The sequence below is a fragment of the Nitratidesulfovibrio termitidis HI1 genome (assembly GCF_000504305.1).
In the GTDB taxonomy this organism is placed as follows: Bacteria; Desulfobacterota; Desulfovibrionia; order Desulfovibrionales; family Desulfovibrionaceae; genus Cupidesulfovibrio; species Cupidesulfovibrio termitidis.
Map to the genome: position 1 here is coordinate 640,630 of NZ_KI632512.1, position 18,375 is coordinate 659,004.

Annotated in this window: 14 protein-coding genes; 10 read left to right on the plus strand and 4 right to left on the minus strand. The window is 65.5% G+C overall.

The window, feature by feature from the left end; genetic code table 11:
• Positions 1–324 precede the first annotated feature (324 nt).
• From DESTE_RS02845 to DESTE_RS02855, 3 genes are all read left to right on the plus strand, one after another.
• Positions 325–1,821, plus strand: coding sequence for a GGDEF domain-containing protein (locus DESTE_RS02845; RefSeq protein WP_035064781.1), 1,497 nt, complete (start codon positions 325–327; stop codon positions 1,819–1,821).
• A 181-nt stretch (positions 1,822–2,002) separates the two neighbouring features.
• Positions 2,003–4,117, plus strand: a complete 2,115-nt coding sequence (locus DESTE_RS18305; protein WP_245590706.1) for a LysR family transcriptional regulator — start codon at positions 2,003–2,005, stop codon at positions 4,115–4,117.
• A gap of 320 nt (positions 4,118–4,437) precedes the next feature.
• Positions 4,438–5,145 (plus strand): queuosine precursor transporter, encoded by a 708-nt coding sequence (locus tag DESTE_RS02855; protein ID WP_035064784.1) that lies wholly within the window; start codon positions 4,438–4,440, stop codon positions 5,143–5,145.
• Between the two features lie 235 nt (positions 5,146–5,380).
• Here DESTE_RS02855 and DESTE_RS02860 read toward each other — a convergent pair whose 3' ends face one another.
• From DESTE_RS02860 to xsc, 3 genes are all read right to left on the minus strand, one after another.
• Entirely contained in the window at positions 5,381–6,175 is a 795-nt protein-coding gene (locus DESTE_RS02860; protein ID WP_245590707.1) for a GntR family transcriptional regulator, read from the minus strand.
• A 169-nt stretch (positions 6,176–6,344) separates the two neighbouring features.
• The gene (gene phnX, locus DESTE_RS02865; protein WP_051384272.1) at positions 6,345–7,202 is read right to left on the minus strand and encodes a phosphonoacetaldehyde hydrolase; all 858 of its coding nucleotides are present in this window, start codon (positions 7,200–7,202) and stop codon (positions 6,345–6,347) included.
• Positions 7,203–7,472: 270 nt separating this feature from the next.
• On the minus strand, positions 7,473–9,215 hold the full coding sequence (xsc, locus tag DESTE_RS02870; protein WP_035064789.1) for a sulfoacetaldehyde acetyltransferase: 1,743 nt from the start codon (positions 9,213–9,215) through the stop codon (positions 7,473–7,475).
• A 314-nt stretch (positions 9,216–9,529) separates the two neighbouring features.
• Here xsc and DESTE_RS02875 point away from each other — a divergent pair, with 314 nt between their 5' ends.
• From DESTE_RS02875 to DESTE_RS02905, 7 genes are all read left to right on the plus strand, one after another.
• Positions 9,530–10,909, plus strand: a complete 1,380-nt coding sequence (locus DESTE_RS02875; protein ID WP_035064790.1) for an aminotransferase — start codon at positions 9,530–9,532, stop codon at positions 10,907–10,909.
• Positions 10,910–10,937: 28 nt separating this feature from the next.
• Positions 10,938–12,047, plus strand: coding sequence for an alanine dehydrogenase (gene ald, locus DESTE_RS02880; RefSeq protein ID WP_035064792.1), 1,110 nt, complete (start codon positions 10,938–10,940; stop codon positions 12,045–12,047).
• A gap of 185 nt (positions 12,048–12,232) precedes the next feature.
• The gene (locus DESTE_RS02885) at positions 12,233–12,988 is read left to right on the plus strand and encodes an ABC transporter ATP-binding protein (RefSeq protein ID WP_035064793.1); all 756 of its coding nucleotides are present in this window, start codon (positions 12,233–12,235) and stop codon (positions 12,986–12,988) included.
• A gap of 76 nt (positions 12,989–13,064) precedes the next feature.
• The gene (locus DESTE_RS02890) at positions 13,065–14,129 is read left to right on the plus strand and encodes an ABC transporter substrate-binding protein (RefSeq protein ID WP_035064795.1); all 1,065 of its coding nucleotides are present in this window, start codon (positions 13,065–13,067) and stop codon (positions 14,127–14,129) included.
• A 70-nt stretch (positions 14,130–14,199) separates the two neighbouring features.
• Complete coding sequence (locus DESTE_RS02895; RefSeq protein ID WP_035064798.1) at positions 14,200–14,997, plus strand: ABC transporter permease; 798 nt, start codon at positions 14,200–14,202, stop codon at positions 14,995–14,997.
• 3 nt (positions 14,998–15,000) lie between these two features.
• Positions 15,001–15,879: an ABC transporter permease gene (locus tag DESTE_RS02900; RefSeq protein WP_035064801.1), complete on the plus strand. Its 879-nt coding sequence runs from the start codon at positions 15,001–15,003 to the stop codon at positions 15,877–15,879.
• An 85-nt stretch (positions 15,880–15,964) separates the two neighbouring features.
• Positions 15,965–16,714, plus strand: a complete 750-nt coding sequence (locus DESTE_RS02905) for an ABC transporter ATP-binding protein (protein ID WP_035064804.1) — start codon at positions 15,965–15,967, stop codon at positions 16,712–16,714.
• A gap of 155 nt (positions 16,715–16,869) precedes the next feature.
• Here DESTE_RS02905 and mgtE read toward each other — a convergent pair whose 3' ends face one another.
• Positions 16,870–18,261 (minus strand): magnesium transporter, encoded by a 1,392-nt coding sequence (mgtE, locus tag DESTE_RS02910; RefSeq protein ID WP_035064806.1) that lies wholly within the window; start codon positions 18,259–18,261, stop codon positions 16,870–16,872.
• Positions 18,262–18,375 lie beyond the last annotated feature (114 nt).

The following is an 18,375-nucleotide window of genomic DNA, read 5'->3' on the forward strand; positions in this document are numbered from 1 at the left end:
TCAAACCGTTCCGGGGCTTCGCGCCCAGCCTTCTTTCCGGCCCCGTATTGCCCGGCCCCGCCTTTCACGCGCGGCGCCGCGCCCCCCGACACGCGGCCTGCCCCGCCCTCCCCCGGCAAAGCTTGCCGCCCCCCCTCTCCGTCCACCAGATCCAGTCCGGTCCGTCCGCGCCAGCCCGGCATTGCGCGCAACATGGACCAATTCTTGCTGTCTCCCGTGCAGCGTCGCATTTCCGACGCCTGCCAGCCCGCTTCCGCAACCGGCACGGGCCGCGCACATCACCTTGTCCCTACGCCGCAAACCCCTGGGGGGGGAGACCGGACCATGAAGAAGACACCGCAGCATACCATGTGGACCATGGGCCTTTCCGAGGCCGATGCGGGGCTGCTGGCCGCCCACGCGGGCAGCGACTATCGCATCATCGCCCTGCCTCCGGGCCGTGCGCCGTCCGCCCTGGAAATGGAGCGCGACGACCCGTGCCTGTTCTGGCTCACGTCCGAAGCGTGGACTGCCATCGCCAGCCAGCGCGAAGGCAAGTCGCAGCACCTCGACCTTGTCCCGCGCGTGCTCGTGCTGGAACCCGGCTACTCGCGCGAGGAAATAGAACGGGCGCTGGACAGCAGCTTCACCGATGTCATCAAGCCGCCGCTCACCCGCGCCCGCGTGCTGAACGTGCTGCGCCGCGCGGTGGAAACGCGCAACCTGTACCACGACATCCTGCGCATGACGCGCGAGATTTTCCTTGAACGCGAAATGCTGGCCCGCAAGAACGACACCCTGTCGTTCCTGGTGACCTTTCTGACACGGGCCACCGAAAGCCTGGACCCTGCGGAAATTCTTGGCAATGTGCGCGAAAATCTTTCGATGCTGCTGCCGGTGACGGCGGTGCACGGCATCTTCTGGCCCCCGGTGCCAGAGGGGGGCGCGCTGGAGGCGGAGCTGTTCGTGGCCACCGCGCCCGACTGCCCGGTGAACGTGCAGTGGGTGGATCTGCTGCTGGAGTCGGCCCGGCGCCTGGGCAACGCACCGGTGGCTGGCTACCGCGTCACCCATGTGCCCGGCATGGCCGAACTGCTCGACGCCAGCGGCTGCGCCGTGGACCCCGGGCAGCCCCCCGTGCCCAGGCGGGTGATCCTGATGCCGCTACGAACCGGTACCGAGGCGCTGGGGGCACTGGCCATCCTGACCGACGGCAGCCAGACCATGGGCAAGGACCAGGCCCAGGCGCTGGATTCGGCCATGAAGCACCTTGCCCTGGCGCTGAAGAACGCCATGGTCTACCGCGAGGTGAAGCTGCAGGCCGACCACGACGCGCTGACCCGGCTGCACAACCGCCGCAGCCTGGACGAACGGCTGCGCACCGAATTCGAACGGCACCGCCGCTACGGCCACCCCATGAGCCTGCTGCTGCTGGACCTGGACCATTTCAAGGCCGTCAACGACACCTACGGCCACCTTGCGGGCGACGCCGTGCTGCGCGAACTGGCCGACGTGCTGCGCAATTCCATCCGCACCACGGACTTCGCGGCCCGCTACGGCGGGGAAGAATTCGTGGTCATCCTGCCGCATACCGATGAAGCGCAGGGCCACCTGCTGGCCGAACGGCTGCGCCATCGCATCGAACAGTGCCGGGTGCAGCACCACGGGGTGCAGCTTTCGGCCACGGTGAGCATCGGCGTGGCGGGCTTTCGCCCTGGCGCCTTCGCCAACGTGGAGGAACTGGTGCTCGAGGCGGACCGGGCGCTGTACCTGGCTAAAGCCAATGGCCGCAACGTGGTGTGCACCATGTCCGGCTGCGATGATGCCAAGGCCGCCGGATAGCCGGACCGGATTACGGGAAATGAGGCGGGGCGCTCCGAAAGGGGCGCCCCGCTTGCGTTTGGGCATTCCACCCCGCCATTCATGGTATCTAAAGCTCTGCATGTACATTGCTCAAAATCGAATCCGGCGATATTTTCCGTTGCGGTCAATCGCGGTTTCCGAACGATCAACGGGGACGGACATGGAGCTACGCGATCTCAGAACCTTTACGGCAGTAGCGCGCCTGCTCAGTTTTCACCGGGCGGCGGCAGAATTGAACGCAGCGCAATCCACGGTCTCCGCACACATTGCCGCGCTGGAAACCGAGCTGGGCCTCCGGCTGTTCGAACGGCTGGGCCGCCGCGTGGCCCTGACGGAAGCGGGCGAGCGGCTGGTGCACTACGCGGCCAAGCTCATCGACGTGGAAGACGAGGCCAGGGCCTGGGTCACCGGCGAATCGCGGCTGCGCGGCCAGCTGACCGTGCGCGTGCCGGAATCGTTGTGCGCGTACCGCCTGCCGCCTGTCATCGCCGCATTTCGCCGCCGCCACCCGGAGGTGGCCCTGCACCTGACCGCGTGCACCCTGAACGGCCTGGAAAAGGACCTGCGCCAGGGCATCACCGACCTGGCCTTCGTCATGGCCGACAGCGTGCACGGCGGCGACCTGAACGTGGAAGTCCTGGGCATGGAACCGCTGGTGCTGGTGGCCGCGCCGCATCACCCACTGGCCACGCGCGAACGCGTCACCACCCGTGACCTGCACGGCGTCACGCTGGCACTGTCCACGGCGGATTGCGCCTACCGCACGGTGATCGAAGAAGCCCTGGCCGCGGAAGGGGTGCATCCTGCCGCCGGACTGGAATTTTCCAGCGCGGCGGCCCTGCGCGGCTGCGTGGCCTTAGGCGTGGGGATTACCCTGCTGCCCGTGGCCGCCGTGCGCGACGCTGTGCGGGCGGGCACCCTGCGTACGCTGGCCTGGGAGGACCATCCCTTTGAAACGGCGGTGCTCATGGTGCGCCACCGGGGCAAGTGGGTGTCTCCGTACATGGACACCTTCATGGAACTGTGTCGCGCCGCCTGCGCCGACGCCACTGGCGCTGCGGGCAACCCGGAGCCCATCTGGGACTTTCCGTGTCCCATGGCGGACGTGGCCACCGTCCTCGAACCGCCCAAACCGGTCCCCCCGGACGCGCGTCCGGACGCCACCGGCCAGCCCGCCGTGGCGGACGCCGTGGGGTCTCCCGGTTCTCTTTCCGGGCCGGACACGCCAGGCGTGTCGGGCGCATCGGGCGCACTGGACGTATCAGGCGTACCGGGCGCACTGGGCGAACCGGGCGCACTGGGCGAACCGGACGAGCCGGTTCCGCCGACTACTCAGGATAACAGGCCCGAAACCATACCGGGCCGCATTCCGAATGACACGGCGTCCGACGGGGTGAATGCCGAGCCACATGACGATTCGGACGCCGAGGTGAATGACAAGCCGGACGACCTGTTGCATGACCTGCCCTCTCCCGGCTCCGCGCCGTGGTTCGAGCCGGAGTCCGGTCCGGGATACGATGTTGGATATGATGCGGGATACGATACGGGGTATGATGCGGCGTTCATGGACGATGCGGACACCGGCCCGGAAACGGTCTGGGGCGCCCCGCCCGATATGACGCCCGACATGGTCCCCGACATGACGCCGGAGATTGAGGACGAGCCGGAATTCGTGACGTCGCAGGACGTCCCCTGGGACTATCCCGACGATTTCGACCGCCCTGCGCAACCCGACGAACCATACCCCGGTGGAGCTGACGGACCGGGCGACAGTGGAACTGCCCCCCCCGACGACACGAGGGACATGCCCCCGTACGCCCCGGAACCCATGTCACCCCCGACGGGGTCTGCGCCCGACCAGGCACCCCCCGCCATCTCTGCGGATGCCGACGTGGCCCCGGAAAACCGCCAGCCGTCGCTGTGGGACATGCCGCAAGCATCCGGCCAACCGCCGGTATCTGCCGCGCCTGCCTCCGCATCCGCCGACGCGGACGTGCCGGATGCGCCGACCGCGCCCCATGCACCGACGCGATCGGGGCAACCGGGAGAGTCGCGCGAATCGCGTGAACAGGGAGAACCGGGTGAACCGGACCAATCGGGCGAACCGGGTGAACTGGGTGAACTGGGAGAATTGGGCGAGCCAAGCGAACCGAGCACATCGGGCAAATCGGGCGTCCCCCCGCACGAACACACCCGGCCTGACACCCCGGAACACGCGCCAGAGCCCGCGCCGGAGGCGCAGCAATGGCTGTCGCTGCTGCCCCCCAAACGCTGAGACCGCACCTGTCGCAGTCGCAACCGGGTACCAAGCCCTCTTTGCCCATTCCCCCACGCAACAGGCTGGTACATCGGCAGACCCGGCGCGCGGCGTGGCCTGCCCTGTCATCCGGCGCAGCTTGACCGCGAGCGTGGCGTGGCGTAAGCCCCCCGTTCCGCCGCTACTGCCCGTTGCCTGCTCCCGTGTCGCCTACCGCGCCGTCGGCCGGCCTCGCGGGGCCGCCATACGGCTTTGCGGGTCCGACATATGACCTCGCGGGTCCGCCGTCCGGCTCTGCGAACCCGGCACGCAGCCCATTCCCCTTTCCGGAGTTCCGCATGAACGAACTGCTCTGGTTGTGCTTCGCCCTGTTCGACATGGGCATCACCGTGCTCATGCACCGTCTCTTTGGTGCCGCCGGGCTGCATGCCCTCATCGTGCTCAACCTGATGGTGTGCAACATCCAGGTGCTGAAGACCGTGACCCTGTTCGGCATGACCACCACCCTCGGCAACATCGTGTACGCCGGGGTGTTTCTGGCCACCGACATGCTGGGCGAATTCCACGGCAAGGCAGAGGCGCGCAAGGGCGTGCTGCTGGGCTTCGTCACCCTGCTGCTGGGCACGGCCTACATGCAGGCCTCGCTGCTGTATGCCCCGGCCCCTTCCGATTTCGCCCACCCGCACATGGAAGCCCTGTTCAGCCTGTTGCCGCGCCTGGCCGGGGCCAGCCTGCTGGCCTATCTTGTCTCGCAATACCACGACGTGTGGGCCTACCACTTCTGGATGCAGCGCACCGGGGGCCACCACCTGTGGCTGCGCAACAACGCCAGCACCCTGGTCAGTCAGGTGCTCGATTCCTCGGTGTTCTGTCTGGCCGCCTTCACCGGGGTGTACCCGTTCGAGGTGGTGCTGGAGATCATGCTGACCACTTACCTGTTCAAGGCCGTGGTGGCCCTGCTGGACACCCCGTTCATCTACCTGGCCCGCCGCCTGCACCGCGCACGCCCGGCAGGCGCCAGCGCCGCCGCCCCGGTGGCAGGCTGAGGCCAGATTTCGCACTGCCAGCCGCTATCCGCCGGTACCGGCAAGGGACGACGCCCCTCCCGGCGCAGTCCCGCGCGCCCGCATTTCGAACGCACAAGGCCGGATTCCCTCGGGAATCCGGCCTTCTGCGTATCTGTCATTGCGCGGGCGTGATCAGCCTTTCGCCTGCCCACCCTGGTCTGCCTTGCCCCGTCGCGGCAGCGGGGCAACTCCGGCGGTTTCATCGCCGCCACCGTCAACGTCCCCTCCCTAAAGGGTCCACCAGAGTACCCGCCAACGGCGCCTGCCCGGCCGTACCGTCCTTGTCATACACGTAGCCGCCGATGGCGCAACGGAAGCGGTACTTGTCGCCCCTGTGCAGGGCGCGGCTGAATTCCACCGCCCGGCCCGTGTCGGTGTAGACCACGCTCTCCACCCAGATGCACGGGCAGTTGTCGCCGATCTTCAGATACTTGCGCTCGTTCTCCGTGGGCATCACAGCGCCCAGTTCCTGCCGCGAATGCAGAAGGCGCATGCCGTAATCCTCGTGCAGCACCTTGTAGAGCACGGTATCCAGCTTCTTTTCCAGAAAATCCGGCACCAGATCCGTGGGCAGGATGGAACGCTCCAGCACCAGCGGCACGCCGCTGGCCAGCATCAGCCGGTACAGGAAGATCACCGGCTGGCTCACGGCAAGATTCAGATGGGCGGCCACCTCGGCATCGGCGAATTCTATACCCGCGGCGATGGTCTTGTAGTGCGGCTCCAGCCCGGCGCTGGCGATGTCGTCGTAGTAGGTGGTGATGCTTTCCAGCGAACGGGTAAGCACCGGACTCTTTTCGGAAAGCAGGAACGTCCCCTTGCTGCGCTTGCGCACCAGCATGTGGTCGTTGACCAGTTTGTCGATGGCTTGCCGCACCGTCATGCGATGCACGTTGAACATGGCGGCCAGGTCGTTCTCGTTGGGGATCTTGTCGCCCGGCTGGTACACCTTGTTCCGTATCTGCTCGGAAAGCCATTCGTAGATGACGAGATACTTCGCTTTGCCCATGTCCTTCCCGTGTCCGTGCGCGGCGGTATCGTCACACCGGCATGATTCGCCCTTCATTCCTTCATCGCTGCCGTCTCCCGGACAGGAAACCGCTGCCCGCAACTTCGAGCATTGCCCGCGTATCACGGATGCACGCGTCAGGCCAGCCCCGAAGGCATCGTGCGATGTCTCACAGGGGGGCATGCGGGGCCGCGCAGGGCGCCTCGCCCCGGGCAAGGCGCTCCTCTATTGCTTCAATGACGGAAAAGCAATCGGCGATGGAATCCACCACGTAATGCGCGCCTGCCTGACGCAACCGGGCGGCAGCCACGGCCATGCGCTCGGTCAGACTGCCCGGGTCCATGCGCGCCGCGTCTACCTCTGAAAGCCCCACGTCGTTGCCGGTGCGCACCACGCCCACGGTCCACATGCCCGCGTTGCGCCCCTCGTGCATGTCGGCCACCGTGTCGCCGATCTTGACCATGGATTCCATGGGGTGCACCCCCAGCCGCATGGCGTTCAGATAACACATCCACGGATATGGCCGCCCCGCGGGCACCTCGGAAGCATGCACCACCACGTCGGGGGTGTAACCCTGGCGGGCCGCCTCGGGCGCCAGCACCTCCATCATGGGGCCGGTGTAGCCGGTGCACGAGCCAAGGCCCATGCCCCGACCGCGCACCTTGTCCACGAATTCGGCAAGACCGGGCACCGGCGCGGCATGGGCGGCGATGGTCCGCAACATCAGCGGCTCCACGTCGCGGTAGACGGCGTCTACCTCCGCTTCACCGGGCATGCGCCCGTGCGCGGCACGCCAGCGGCTGGCCACGCCTTCCATGGCCAGCATGCGGCGCACGTGCTCGCGCTTTTCACTGCCCATGGGTTCGCGCGCTTCCGCCACGCTCACCTCCACCCCATGCAGGGCGAACGCCTGCACGAACACAGCCGCCGGGCCCAGGCAGCCGTGGTCCACGGCGGTGCCTGCCCAGTCCAGCACCACGGCCCGCACCGGGCCGTCATACGCGCGGGTGCGAAGAAACGGTTTCATGTTCACCTGCCCACAGGTTTGAAAGGCTGGCAATCTTCCAGAGAAGCGGTACCGGCCACAGGAACAATACCGGCCAGAGGAACGGTACCGGCACCCCTGCAAGGATGCCGGTACACGACCTGCAACCGAAGAAGGGGGAATGCCCACCCTTCGGATTTATCTCGAATGGCACTGGCGGCGCGCCGTTCCGGGCTTGGGCCATGGCCTGTCCGGGTTCATTGCTGCGCACCGTCCGGCGCGCCGCCCATGCCGTTTCGCCGTAATGCGCGGCTACTTGGGGAAGTGCCGCTTGTCCAGGTGTTCGTACTTGGGCAGGTGCCGGGTGGGCAGGGCCAGGGCGTCGCGCCGGAACGGCGGCGCCAGACGGGTGCCGTCGGTCATGATTTCGATGACCGAGGGCTTGCGGCTCTTGCGGGCGGCTTCCAGGGCATTGGCCAGGTCGGCCTGGGTGTTCACCTGGTAGCCCACCGCGCCCATGGCTTCCGCGATCCTGGCATAGGAGTTGGACCAGATGTCCGCGCCCACGAAGCGGTTGTTGTAGAAGTCCACCTGGTTCTTCTTTTCCGCGCACCACGCCCCGTTGTTGTACACGGTGGCGATGACCGGCAGGTTGTACTGCACGGCGGTGGGCACCTCGAACAGGCTCATGCCCCACGCCCCGTCACCCACGATGGCCACCACCGCGTCTTCGGGGCAGGCCAGTTGCGCGCCAAGGCCCGCCTGATAGGCGAAGCCGGTGTTGCCGAAGGTCAGCGTGGCCACCGAACGCTTGGCGTTGCGGAAGCGCAGGTAGCTGTTGGCCGTGGACGAGGTGTTGCCGATGTCCGTGGTGGCGATGGCGTTGTGCTCGGTAACGAAGCGGCCCACCACCTCCAGCGCCTTGCGCGGATGCATGCGGCCTTCCATCACCGGTTCGTCGGCGATGGCCGCGATTTCCTTGTACCAGTCCTCCAGTTCCGCCTTGACCATGGCGTACACGGCGTCGTCGCGCTTGGGGTTCGGCATGGCTTCGCGCACGCGGGCCAGCAGTTCCACGGCGGCGTCCTTGGCGTCGGCGCACAGGCCCACGGCCACGGGGTGGGTCTTGGCGATGTGGCGGGGGTTGATGTCGATCTGGACGATCCTGGCGGTCTTGGGGAAGTAGTTGATGTCGTACTGCGGCAGCGTGCCGAAGTAGGACAGCCGGGTGCCCACGGCCAGGATGACGTCGGCCTGCTGCAGGATGCGCATGGCCGCCTTGGACCCCATGTATCCGATGGGGCCGGTCCACAGCGGATGGTCGCAGGGAAAGGCGTCGTTGTGCAGGTAGGTGCAGGCCACCGGGGCGTTGAGATGTTCCGCCAGGGCCTTCACGGTTTCCAGCGCGCCGGAATCCACCACCCCGCGACCGGACACGATGACCGGGCGCTTGGCGGCCTTCAGCACTTCCACCGCCTCGCGGAACTGTTCCGGATTGCCGATGCCGCCGGGGGCCACGCGGTACTGCGACGGGGCCAGGATGTCCTCGTCCAGTTCGCCGTAGAAGAAGTCGCGCGGAATATCCACCAGCACCGGGCCGCGTTCGGCGTAGGCGATGCGGAAGGCGGTGCGCAGGATGTCGGCTGCCCGCTTGGGATGCGGCACGCGAAGCGACGCTTTCGTGATCGGCTTGAACAAGTTCCAGGTGTCACATTCCTGAAAGCCGTCCCAACCCACCGAGATGCTGCCCGCGCTGGGCGAAATGAGCACCATGGGCGTGTGCGCCATGTTGGCCGTGGCCACCGCCGTTGCGTAGTTGGTGATGCCGGGGCCGTTCTGGCCGATGCAGACACCTGCCCTTCCGGTCATTCTTGTAAAGGCGTCCTCCATGTGGCCCGCCGTCTGCTCGTGGCGCACCGAAATGAAATCGATGCCCGCCGCCGGAAACAGGTCCAGCAGATCCATGAAAGCGGAGCCGAGAATGCCGCTGACATGGGTGACGCCTTCCTGCACCAGCACTTCCGCCATTGCTTCACTGGGAGTCATCTTGGGCATTTCAAAGCCTCCTCAGAGGGTGATACCGCGTTGCCTTTGCCTGACAATGCACGGTGTTGAAGTATTTTACGTCGAGTTCCCGCCCGTCGTAAAAAACGCTTGACAAAAAAATAGCAAAGTCTCATCGCTATGTCTAGACAAAGCGAAAAAGAAGATCGCAACCGCCGATCGATTACGACCATTTTTTCGGAGGACCGCCCGGAACACTGCCCAATAACGGATCATATCCGCATCATTCCCGCCCGGAGGTAGCTCCCCGCGGTCCGCATCACAGGCGCCATCGTTTTTTTCCTGACAACCTCAAGGAGCAGGACATGAGCCCCAGTCTGAAGCAAGACCCAGCGGCATACGCGGCGGCCGACATGGCCCACGTGTGGCATCACCTCGTCCAGCACAAGGCATTCACCGGCAAAGGCCCCATGATCGTGGTCGAAGGTGAAGGGCTGAAGCTGCGGGACATCAACGGCAAGGAATATCTGGACGCGACTTCGGGCGGCGTATGGTGCGTGAACGTGGGCTATGGCCGCGAACGCATCGCCCGCGCCGTGTACGAACAGTTGAAGTCCATGCCCTACTACGCGGCCACGGCCAGCAACATTCCGTACATCGAATTCGCGGAAAAGCTGATTTCCCACATGCCCGGACTGTCGCGGGCGTACATTTCCAACAGCGGGTCAGAGGCCAACGAAAAGGCCTACAAGATGGTCCGCGCCCTGGCCCACATCACGGGCAACACCGCAAAGAAGAAAATCCTCTTCCGGGCCCGCGACTACCACGGAACGACCCTTGGCGCGCTGAGCTCCACCGGCCAGGCGGAACGCAAGGAATGGTTCGGCCCCTTTGTGCCCGGCTTCGTCGAAATCCCCCACGCCTGCTGTTACCGCTGCGCCTTCGGCAAGACCTACCCCGGGTGCGACCTTGACTGCGTGAAGGCGGTCGACCGCATCATCCGCGAAGAAGGCCCGGAAACCGTGGGCGGCCTCATCGTCGAACCCATCACGGCGGGCGGCGGGGTCATTCCCCCGGTTGCCGAGTACTACACCGAACTCGCGGCGGTCTGTCGCCGCCACGGCGTGCTGCTGATCATGGATGAAGTGGTCTGCGGCATGGGCCGCACCGGCACCATGTTCGGGTACCAGCACTACGGCGTCACGCCCGACATCGTGACCATGGCCAAGGGCGTGGCCAGCGCCTACATGCCCATATCGGTCACCGCCACCACCGAGGAAGTCTTCAAGGCCTTCCTGCACGACCCGGCGGACAGGCTGGCCTACTTCCGCGACATCAGCACCTACGGCGGGTGCGCCGCCTCGTGCAGCGCCGCTCTGGAAAACATGGCCATCATCGAGGAGGAAAAGCTGCTCGATAACGTGGTGGCCATGGGCGACTACCTGCTGGCAGGCCTGCGGGAACTGGCCGTTCTGCCCAATGTCGGCGACGTGCGCGGCAAGGGCCTGCTGTGCGGCATCGAACTGGTGGAAGACAAGGCGGGCAAGAAGCCCCTGCCCGAAGGCAAGGTCATTCAGGTGGTGGGCGAAATGGCGGCGAGCGGCGTGCTGGTGGGCCGCACCAACCGCAGCCTGCCCGGCTTCAACAACATCATCAACATCGCCCCGGCTTACGTGGTCACCAAGGATGACATCGACGTCATCCTCAGCACGATGCAGGCGGCCATGAACAAGGTGCTCGGCTGATACCCGCAACCACTCACAGGAGCATCCCATGCACGTCGGCATTCTGAAAGAGATCAAGGTGCTGGAAAACCGTGTGGCCATGACGCCAGCGGGCGTGGTCGCCATGCGTGCCCATGGCCATCTGGTGATGGTGGAAACCGGGGCGGGGATCGGCGCGGGCTTTGCCGATGCCGAATACGTGGCCGCCGGGGCGACCATGACCGACGCGCGGACCATCTTCAGCCAGTGTGAGATGGTCATGCACGTCAAGGAACCGCAGCCCTCGGAATACGGGCTGCTGCGCAAGGACCAGATACTGTTCACCTACCTGCATCTGGCCGCGGACGAGGAACAGACCCACGCCCTGGTGGCCGCGCGCAACGTGAACATCGCCTACGAAACCATCCAGAAGGCGGACGGTTCGCTGCCGCTGCTTACGCCCATGTCCGAGGTGGCGGGCCGCATGGCCATCCAGCAGGCCGCCAAGTACCTGGAAATACCCACCGGGGGCATGGGCAAGCTGATGGGCGGGGTGCCCGGCGTGGAGCCTGCCGTGGTGGTGGTCATCGGCGGGGGCATCGTGGGCATCAACGCGGCCAAGATGGCCTGCGGCCTTGGCGCCACGGTGTACCTGCTGGACAAGAACCTGGACCGGCTGCGCTACCTCAGCGACGTGATGCCCGCCAACTGCATCACCATGATGTCCGGCCCCTATGCCATCCGCAAGCTGCTGCCCCAGGCCGACGTGGTCATCGGGGCGGTGCTGGTGCCCGGCGCCAAGACGCCCCACCTGGTCACCCGCGAAGACCTGAAGCTGATGCGCAAGGGCGCGATCCTGGTGGACGTGGCCATCGACCAGGGCGGCTGCTTCGAAACCTCGCGCCCCACCACCCATGCCGAGCCGGTATACGTGGTGGACGGCGTGAACCACTACTGCGTGGCCAACATACCCGGCGCTGTGGCCATGACATCCACCGCCGCACTGACCAACGCCACCCTTCCCTATGCCCTGGCCATCGCCGACCTGGGCTGGAAGGAAGCCTGCCGCCGCCACGAGGACATCCGCAAGGGCCTCAACGTGGTGAACGGCAAGATCACCTACCCGGCAGTGGCGGAAGCCTTCGGGCTGCCGCACGTACCGGCGGCAGAGATGTTGTAGACGGGGTGTTCCGGGCTCGGCCGACCTCCGCGCGGGGGGCGGCCGGGTACGCCCGGCCCCCGGAGTCAGGACGACGACGCGGAATCCGCCGCCCCTGTCAACGCGGCGGCCCGTTCCTTCCCGTCACCGGCCCCTGCCGGACCGACAGGGATGAACGGTCGCCCCCCCGCCGATGGAGCGTACCCGTGCAAGACGCCGCCAGACCACGGACCAAGATCGAAGTGTGCAACCTTACCAAGCGGTTCGGTGAACTGCTGGTGCTCAACGATATCTCCTTCTCTGTGGCAGAGGGCGAATTCGTGGCCATCGTCGGCCCCACGGGCTGCGGAAAGACCACCTTTCTCAACACCCTGTCCTGCCTGCTGCCCGCATCGAGCGGACAGATCCTCATCGACGGCACCCCCGCCAACCCCAAGCGGCACAACATCTCCTACGTCTTTCAGGAACCCACCTGCCTGCCCTGGCGCACCGTGCGCGAAAACGTGGCCTACGGCATGGAGGTCAAGGGACGCCCCCGCAAGGAGATCGACGAGCGCCTGGACCATATCCTGGACCTGGTGGGGCTGACCCAGTGCGCCGACCTGTACCCCAACCAGATATCCGCCAGCATGCAGCAGCGCATCGCGGTTTCGCGCGCCTTCGCCGTGGACCCGGACCTGCTGCTGATGGACGAGCCCTACGGCCAGCTGGACGTGAAGTTGCGGTTCTACCTGGAGGACGAACTGGTGAACCTGTGGCGCAAGCTGCAAAGCACGGTGCTGTTCATCACCCACAACATCGAGGAAGCGGTCTACGTTTCCGAGCGCATCCTTGTGCTGTCCAACAAGCCCACCCGCATCAAGGCGGAGGTGAAGGTGGACCTGCCCCGCCCGCGCGACTTCATGGATCCGGAATTCGTACGCATCCGCGAGCACGTCACGGATCTCATCAGATGGTGGTAACCCCGCAAGGGGACACGCAATGGCAAGAACATACGCCCAGACAGTCTACCGTAACCTGCTTCAAGGAGGTCTGACCATGCTTCGGATGAAACGTTGGGTTGGATTTGCGGCTGCCGTGATGGCCCTTCTTGCCATGGTGGCAACGGCCTTCGCCGCCGAGGTGAAGGTCCTGAACACAACGTGGCAGGCAGAGCACGAAACCTTCGTGCCCTGGTATGCCAAGCAGCAGGGCTGGGACAAGGCCGCCGGTTTCGACTTCAAGCTGCACATGTTCGATTCCGGCATGGCCCAGATAGAGGCCCTGCCCGCCAAACAGTGGGTCGTCGGCGGTACGGGCGGCGTGCCCATGATGTTCGGCGCGCTGCGCCAGAACGCCTACCTCATCGCCATTGCCAACGACGAATCGGTGACCAACGCGGTGCTGGTGCGCCCGGACAGCCCCATCCTGAAGACCAAGGGCTTCAACCCCAAGCATCCCGATGTGTTCGGCTCGCCTGAAAGCGTCAAGGGCAAGACCATCCTGGCCACCACCATCTCGTCCGGCCACTACGCCATGAGCCTGTGGCTGAAGGCCCTGGGCCTGACCGACAAGGACGTGATCATCAAGAACATGGACCCCGCCCAGTGCGTGGCCGCGTTCGAAAAGGGCATCGGCGACGCGGTCGTGCTGTGGGCGCCGCAGATGTACAACGGCCTCAAGAAGGGCTGGAAGGTTGCCTCCGACGTCAAGACGGCGGGCGGCTTCGTGCCCATCGTGCTCATCGGCGACAAGGAATACTGCGACAAGAATCCGGAAGAAGTGGCCCGCTTCCTCAAGGTGTACTTTCAGGGCATCGACGCGCTGCGCTCGCAGGGCGTGAAGCTGGCCCCCGAATACGCCCGCTTCCTCAAGTGGGCCGGCCTGAACATGACCGAAGAAGAAGCAAAGATGGACCTGGAACTGCACCCCGTGTTCACCCTGCAGGAACAGCTGAAGATGTTCGACGCCTCCACCGGCGAAAGCCAGGTGCATGCATGGCAGAAGGACCTGGTGAAGTTCTTTACCGAACTCGGCAAGCTGAAGCCCGCAGAAGGCGAAAAGCTGCTGACCGGCTACTACATCACCGACAAGTTCCTGAAGCTCGTGCCCACCGTGAAGTAAACCAACCCACGCAGCGCCCGCCCCGCGCGGGGCGGGCGCCCCTTCCCACCCGCCGACACCGGAGGCATGCATGGCCGCATATCGCGAGGTTGTCGTAAGAACGCCGTTGGCGCTGAAGGTGCTGCCCATCCTCAGCGTAGCCACGTTCTTCATCGCATGGGAAATAGTCGTGCGCACCGGGGTCGTGCCGGATACCATGCTGGCCGCGCCCACCACAGTGACGCAACTGCTGTTCGACAAATTCACCAACGTGGACCCCGACGGCGCACTGCTGCACCAGCACGCCTGGGTCAGCATCCAGGAAGCCTTCGGCGGCTATTTCCTGGCCCTGGCCGTAGGGCTGCCGCTAGGGCTGGCCATGGGCTGGTTCAACGTGGCCGAAGGTCTTGCACGGCCCATCTTCGAAATCATCCGCCCCATCCCCCCGGTGGCGTGGATACCCCTGACCATCTTCTGGTTCGGCATCGGGTTGCCCGGCAAGATCTTCATCATCTGGCTGGGGGGGCTGGTTCCGTGCGTCATCAACGCCTACGTGGGGGTCAAGATGACCAACCCCACGCTCATCCAGATGGCCCGCACCTACGGGGCCAGCGACTGGCAGATTTTCCGGCAGCTGTGCATCCCTTCCGCCCTGCCCATGGTTTTCGGCGCATTGCAGATTGCGCTGGCCTGCTGCTGGACCAACCTTGTGGCGGCAGAACTGCTGGCCGCCGACGCGGGCCTGGGGTTCATGATCACCATGGGCAGGCGGCTGGCCTTGCCCGAAATGGTGGTGCTGGGCATGTTCATGGTGGGGCTGACCGGCGCCTTCATCGGCGTGATCATCGACAGGGTGGAAAAGCGGCTGCTGGCCGGGATCAGGAGGTAGACCATGTCGCAGGAAGCCACATGCAGCGCCGCAAGTTCTTCCATCGCCAACGAGACCGTGGGACAGGTGGTGGACCGCGGTCCGCTTAACCTCACCCGCATCCTCACCAACCGCTGGTTCCTGCATACCGTGTCCATCGTGGCCTTTTTCTCGCTGTGGGACTGGCTGGCGCGCTCCAACGTGCTGGGCGGGGGCAGCAGCGCCCTGGCCCGCCCGCTCGAAGTGCTGGAACAACTGGCGGTGCTCACCCGCGAGGAACTGGCGGAACTGACCCTGTGGGGCCACGTGTGGGCCAGCACCCAGCGCGTGGTGGTGGGCTTTTCCATCGCCGCCGCCATCGCCGTGCCGCTGGGCCTGTTCATGGCCTTGAACCGCTACGTCAACGCCATCGTGAAACCCCTGTTCGACCTGCTGAAGCCCATGCCGCCCATTTCGTGGATATCCATTTCCATCCTGTGGTTCGGCATCGGCGAAACGTCCAAGGTGTTCATCATCGTGCTGGGCACCTTCGTGCCTTGCCTGCTCAACGCATACAACGGCGTGCGCCTGGTGGAACCGGAACTGTACGACGTGGTGCGCATGCTGGGCGGCAAGCGGCGCGACGAAATCCTGCACGTCTGTTTTCCGGCCTCTTTTCCGGCGATCTTCGCGGGGCTGCAGATATCGCTCAGCATCGCCTGGACCTGCGTGCTGGCGGCGGAACTGGTCAGCGCCCGTTCGGGCCTGGGGTACATCATCGTGCAGGGCATGAACCTGTCGCAACCGGCCATGGTCATCGGCGGCATGGCGGTCATCGCGGCGGCGGCGTGGGGCACCACGCTACTGGTCACCGCGCTGGAACGCAAGCTGTGCCCGTGGAAGCGCAAGATCGCCGGGCTGTAGCCCACCCCAATCCGGCTCAGCCGATCGCCCTGCTCCACGCCCGCAGTCCGCAGCAACCGCACACCCGCAAGGAAGGGACGACGCCGTGATCGAATGCCGCAACGTAAGCAAGACCTTCATCCAGAAAGGCACGCAGGAAGTGCCGGTGCTCGAGGACGTGAGCATCGACGTGCAGGCCAACGAATTCGTGGTCATTCTCGGCCCCGGCCAGAGCGGCAAGAGCACGCTTCTGCGCATCATCGCCGGGCTGGAAACGCCCACCACCGGCACCGTCACCCTGGACGGCGAGCCGGTGACCGGGCCAGGGGCCGACCGAGGACTGGTGTTCCAGGGGTACATGCTCTTTCCGTGGAAGACCGTGCTCGGCAACGTGGAAATGGGGCCGAAACTGTGCGGCCTGTCCAAGGAGGAAGCCCGCGACATCGCCATGCACTACATCGACCTTGTCGGGCTTTCCGGATTCGAGAAACACTACCCGCATCAGCTTTCCGGCGGCATGAAGCAGCGCGTGGGCATTGCCCGCGCCTACGCCAACAAGCCCCGGGTGATGCTGCTGGACGAGCCCTTCGGCCAACTGGACGCCCAGACGCGCATCTTCATGGAACAGGAAACCGAACGCATCTGGCAGACCGACAGGCGCACCGTCATCTTCGTGACCAACAACACCGACGAGGCGCTGTTCCTGGCCGACAGGATCGTCACCATCGAGGGCAAGCTGCCCGGTCGGGTGCAGCGCACCTACACCGTGGATCTGCCACGCCCCCGCGACCTGACGGGCATGCGCTTTCTGGAAATGCGCCGTGAACTCATAGACGCCTCGGTGCTCACCCTGTAGCCCGCGCGACGGCGGACTGCCGCACCGAATGGCCAAGGGCCGGTCCCACCATGGGGGACCGGCCCTTCTTCATTTGCAATAGAGTTTCTCTTTCTCAGTACGTTGGAGGGACGCCCAAGGATACGTGGCGTCGCTCCGAAGCCACGCGACACGCCCTAAAACAGGACCAGCGTCGCCAGCCCCAGAAAGATGAAAAAACCCGCGCCGTCGGTGATGGCGGTCAGGAAGATGCTGGACGCCTGCGCCGGGTCGCGCCCGACTGCCCGCAAGATGAGCGGAATGGACGCCCCGGCCAGCGCGCCCAGCAGCATGTCCAGCAGCAGCGCCAGTGACATCACCGTGGCCAGCTTCCACGACCCGGCAAACGCCCACACCGCGCACAGTACCAGCAGCGCGACAATGGCACCGCTGGAAAGTCCTATCTTGGCCTCGCGCAGCACGGCCCACCACGCCTTGCGCCGGTCGAACCGCTCGACGGCCAGTTGCCGGATCATCACGGCCAGCGCCTGCTGCCCGGTGTTGCCCGCCTGGTTGGCCACCATGGGCATCAGCACGGCCAGCACCGCCATCTGGGCAATGGACCCTTCGAACATGTACACGACGGACGCCGACACCGCAGAGTTCAGCATGTTGATGACCAGCCACGGCAGGCGCTTCAGCACCGATTCGTGCCACGGCGTATCCACGCTTTCGTCCGTGCCTGCGCCCACCATGCCCAGCATGTCCTCGGACGCTTCGTCGTGGATAATGTCGATGATGTCGTCGTGGGTGACCACGCCCAGCAGGCGGCCCTCGTAGTCCACCACGGGCATGGCCATGAAGTTGTAGTGGCCCAGCAGGTGCGCCACCTCTTCCTTGTCCTGGTCGAACAGCACGGAAATCAGGCCCTGGCCGCGGGCTTCGTCCCGCAGCCTGGTGCCGGGCTTGCACAGCATGATGTCGCGCAGCGAAAGCACGCCCACCAGGCGGTCCTGCTCGTCCACCACGTAGGCGTAGTAGGGAATTTCCTTGTCTTCGATCTCGGCGCGGATTTGCAGGATGGCCTGGTCGGCGGTCAGGCCGTGGTCGAGGATGATCACCTCGGTATTCATGACCCCGCCCGCGGTGTCCGGGTCAAAGGCCATGAGGTGACGGATTTCCTCGGCGTCCTCGGTTTCGAGGCTGCTCAGCAGGACGTCGCGGTGGTCCTCGTCCAGTTCGTCCAGCACGTCCGCCGCGTCGTCGGGCGACATTTCGGACAGGATCTGGGCGGCCACGTCGGCGTCGAGGTTTTCCAGCAGGTCGACGCGTACGTGCTCGTCGAGTTCGGCCAGGGCCTCGGCGGCGTCCTCTGCGGGCAGGTGGCGCAGCACGCACACCTGTCGTTCCAGCGAAAGATTTTCCAGATGGTCGGCAACGTCGGCGGGGTGGGCAAACTCGGCGTCTTCACCCGGCGTGGCTGGGTCGCGGCACTCCTCGGGCAGCACGATGGTCCGGCAGGCGTCCCCCTCGTCGCGGGGGGCGCCGTCCACGCATTCGCGGTCGTGCTCGTGTTCCTGCCCGGTCATGAAATCCCCCTGCCCGTTACCCTGTGCAATCGAAAACTGCCGAGCCGCCCGGATGTGGCAGGCTGGCTGAACGGGGCCAACTGGCCGAACTGGCCGAGTTGGCCAGGCTGGCCG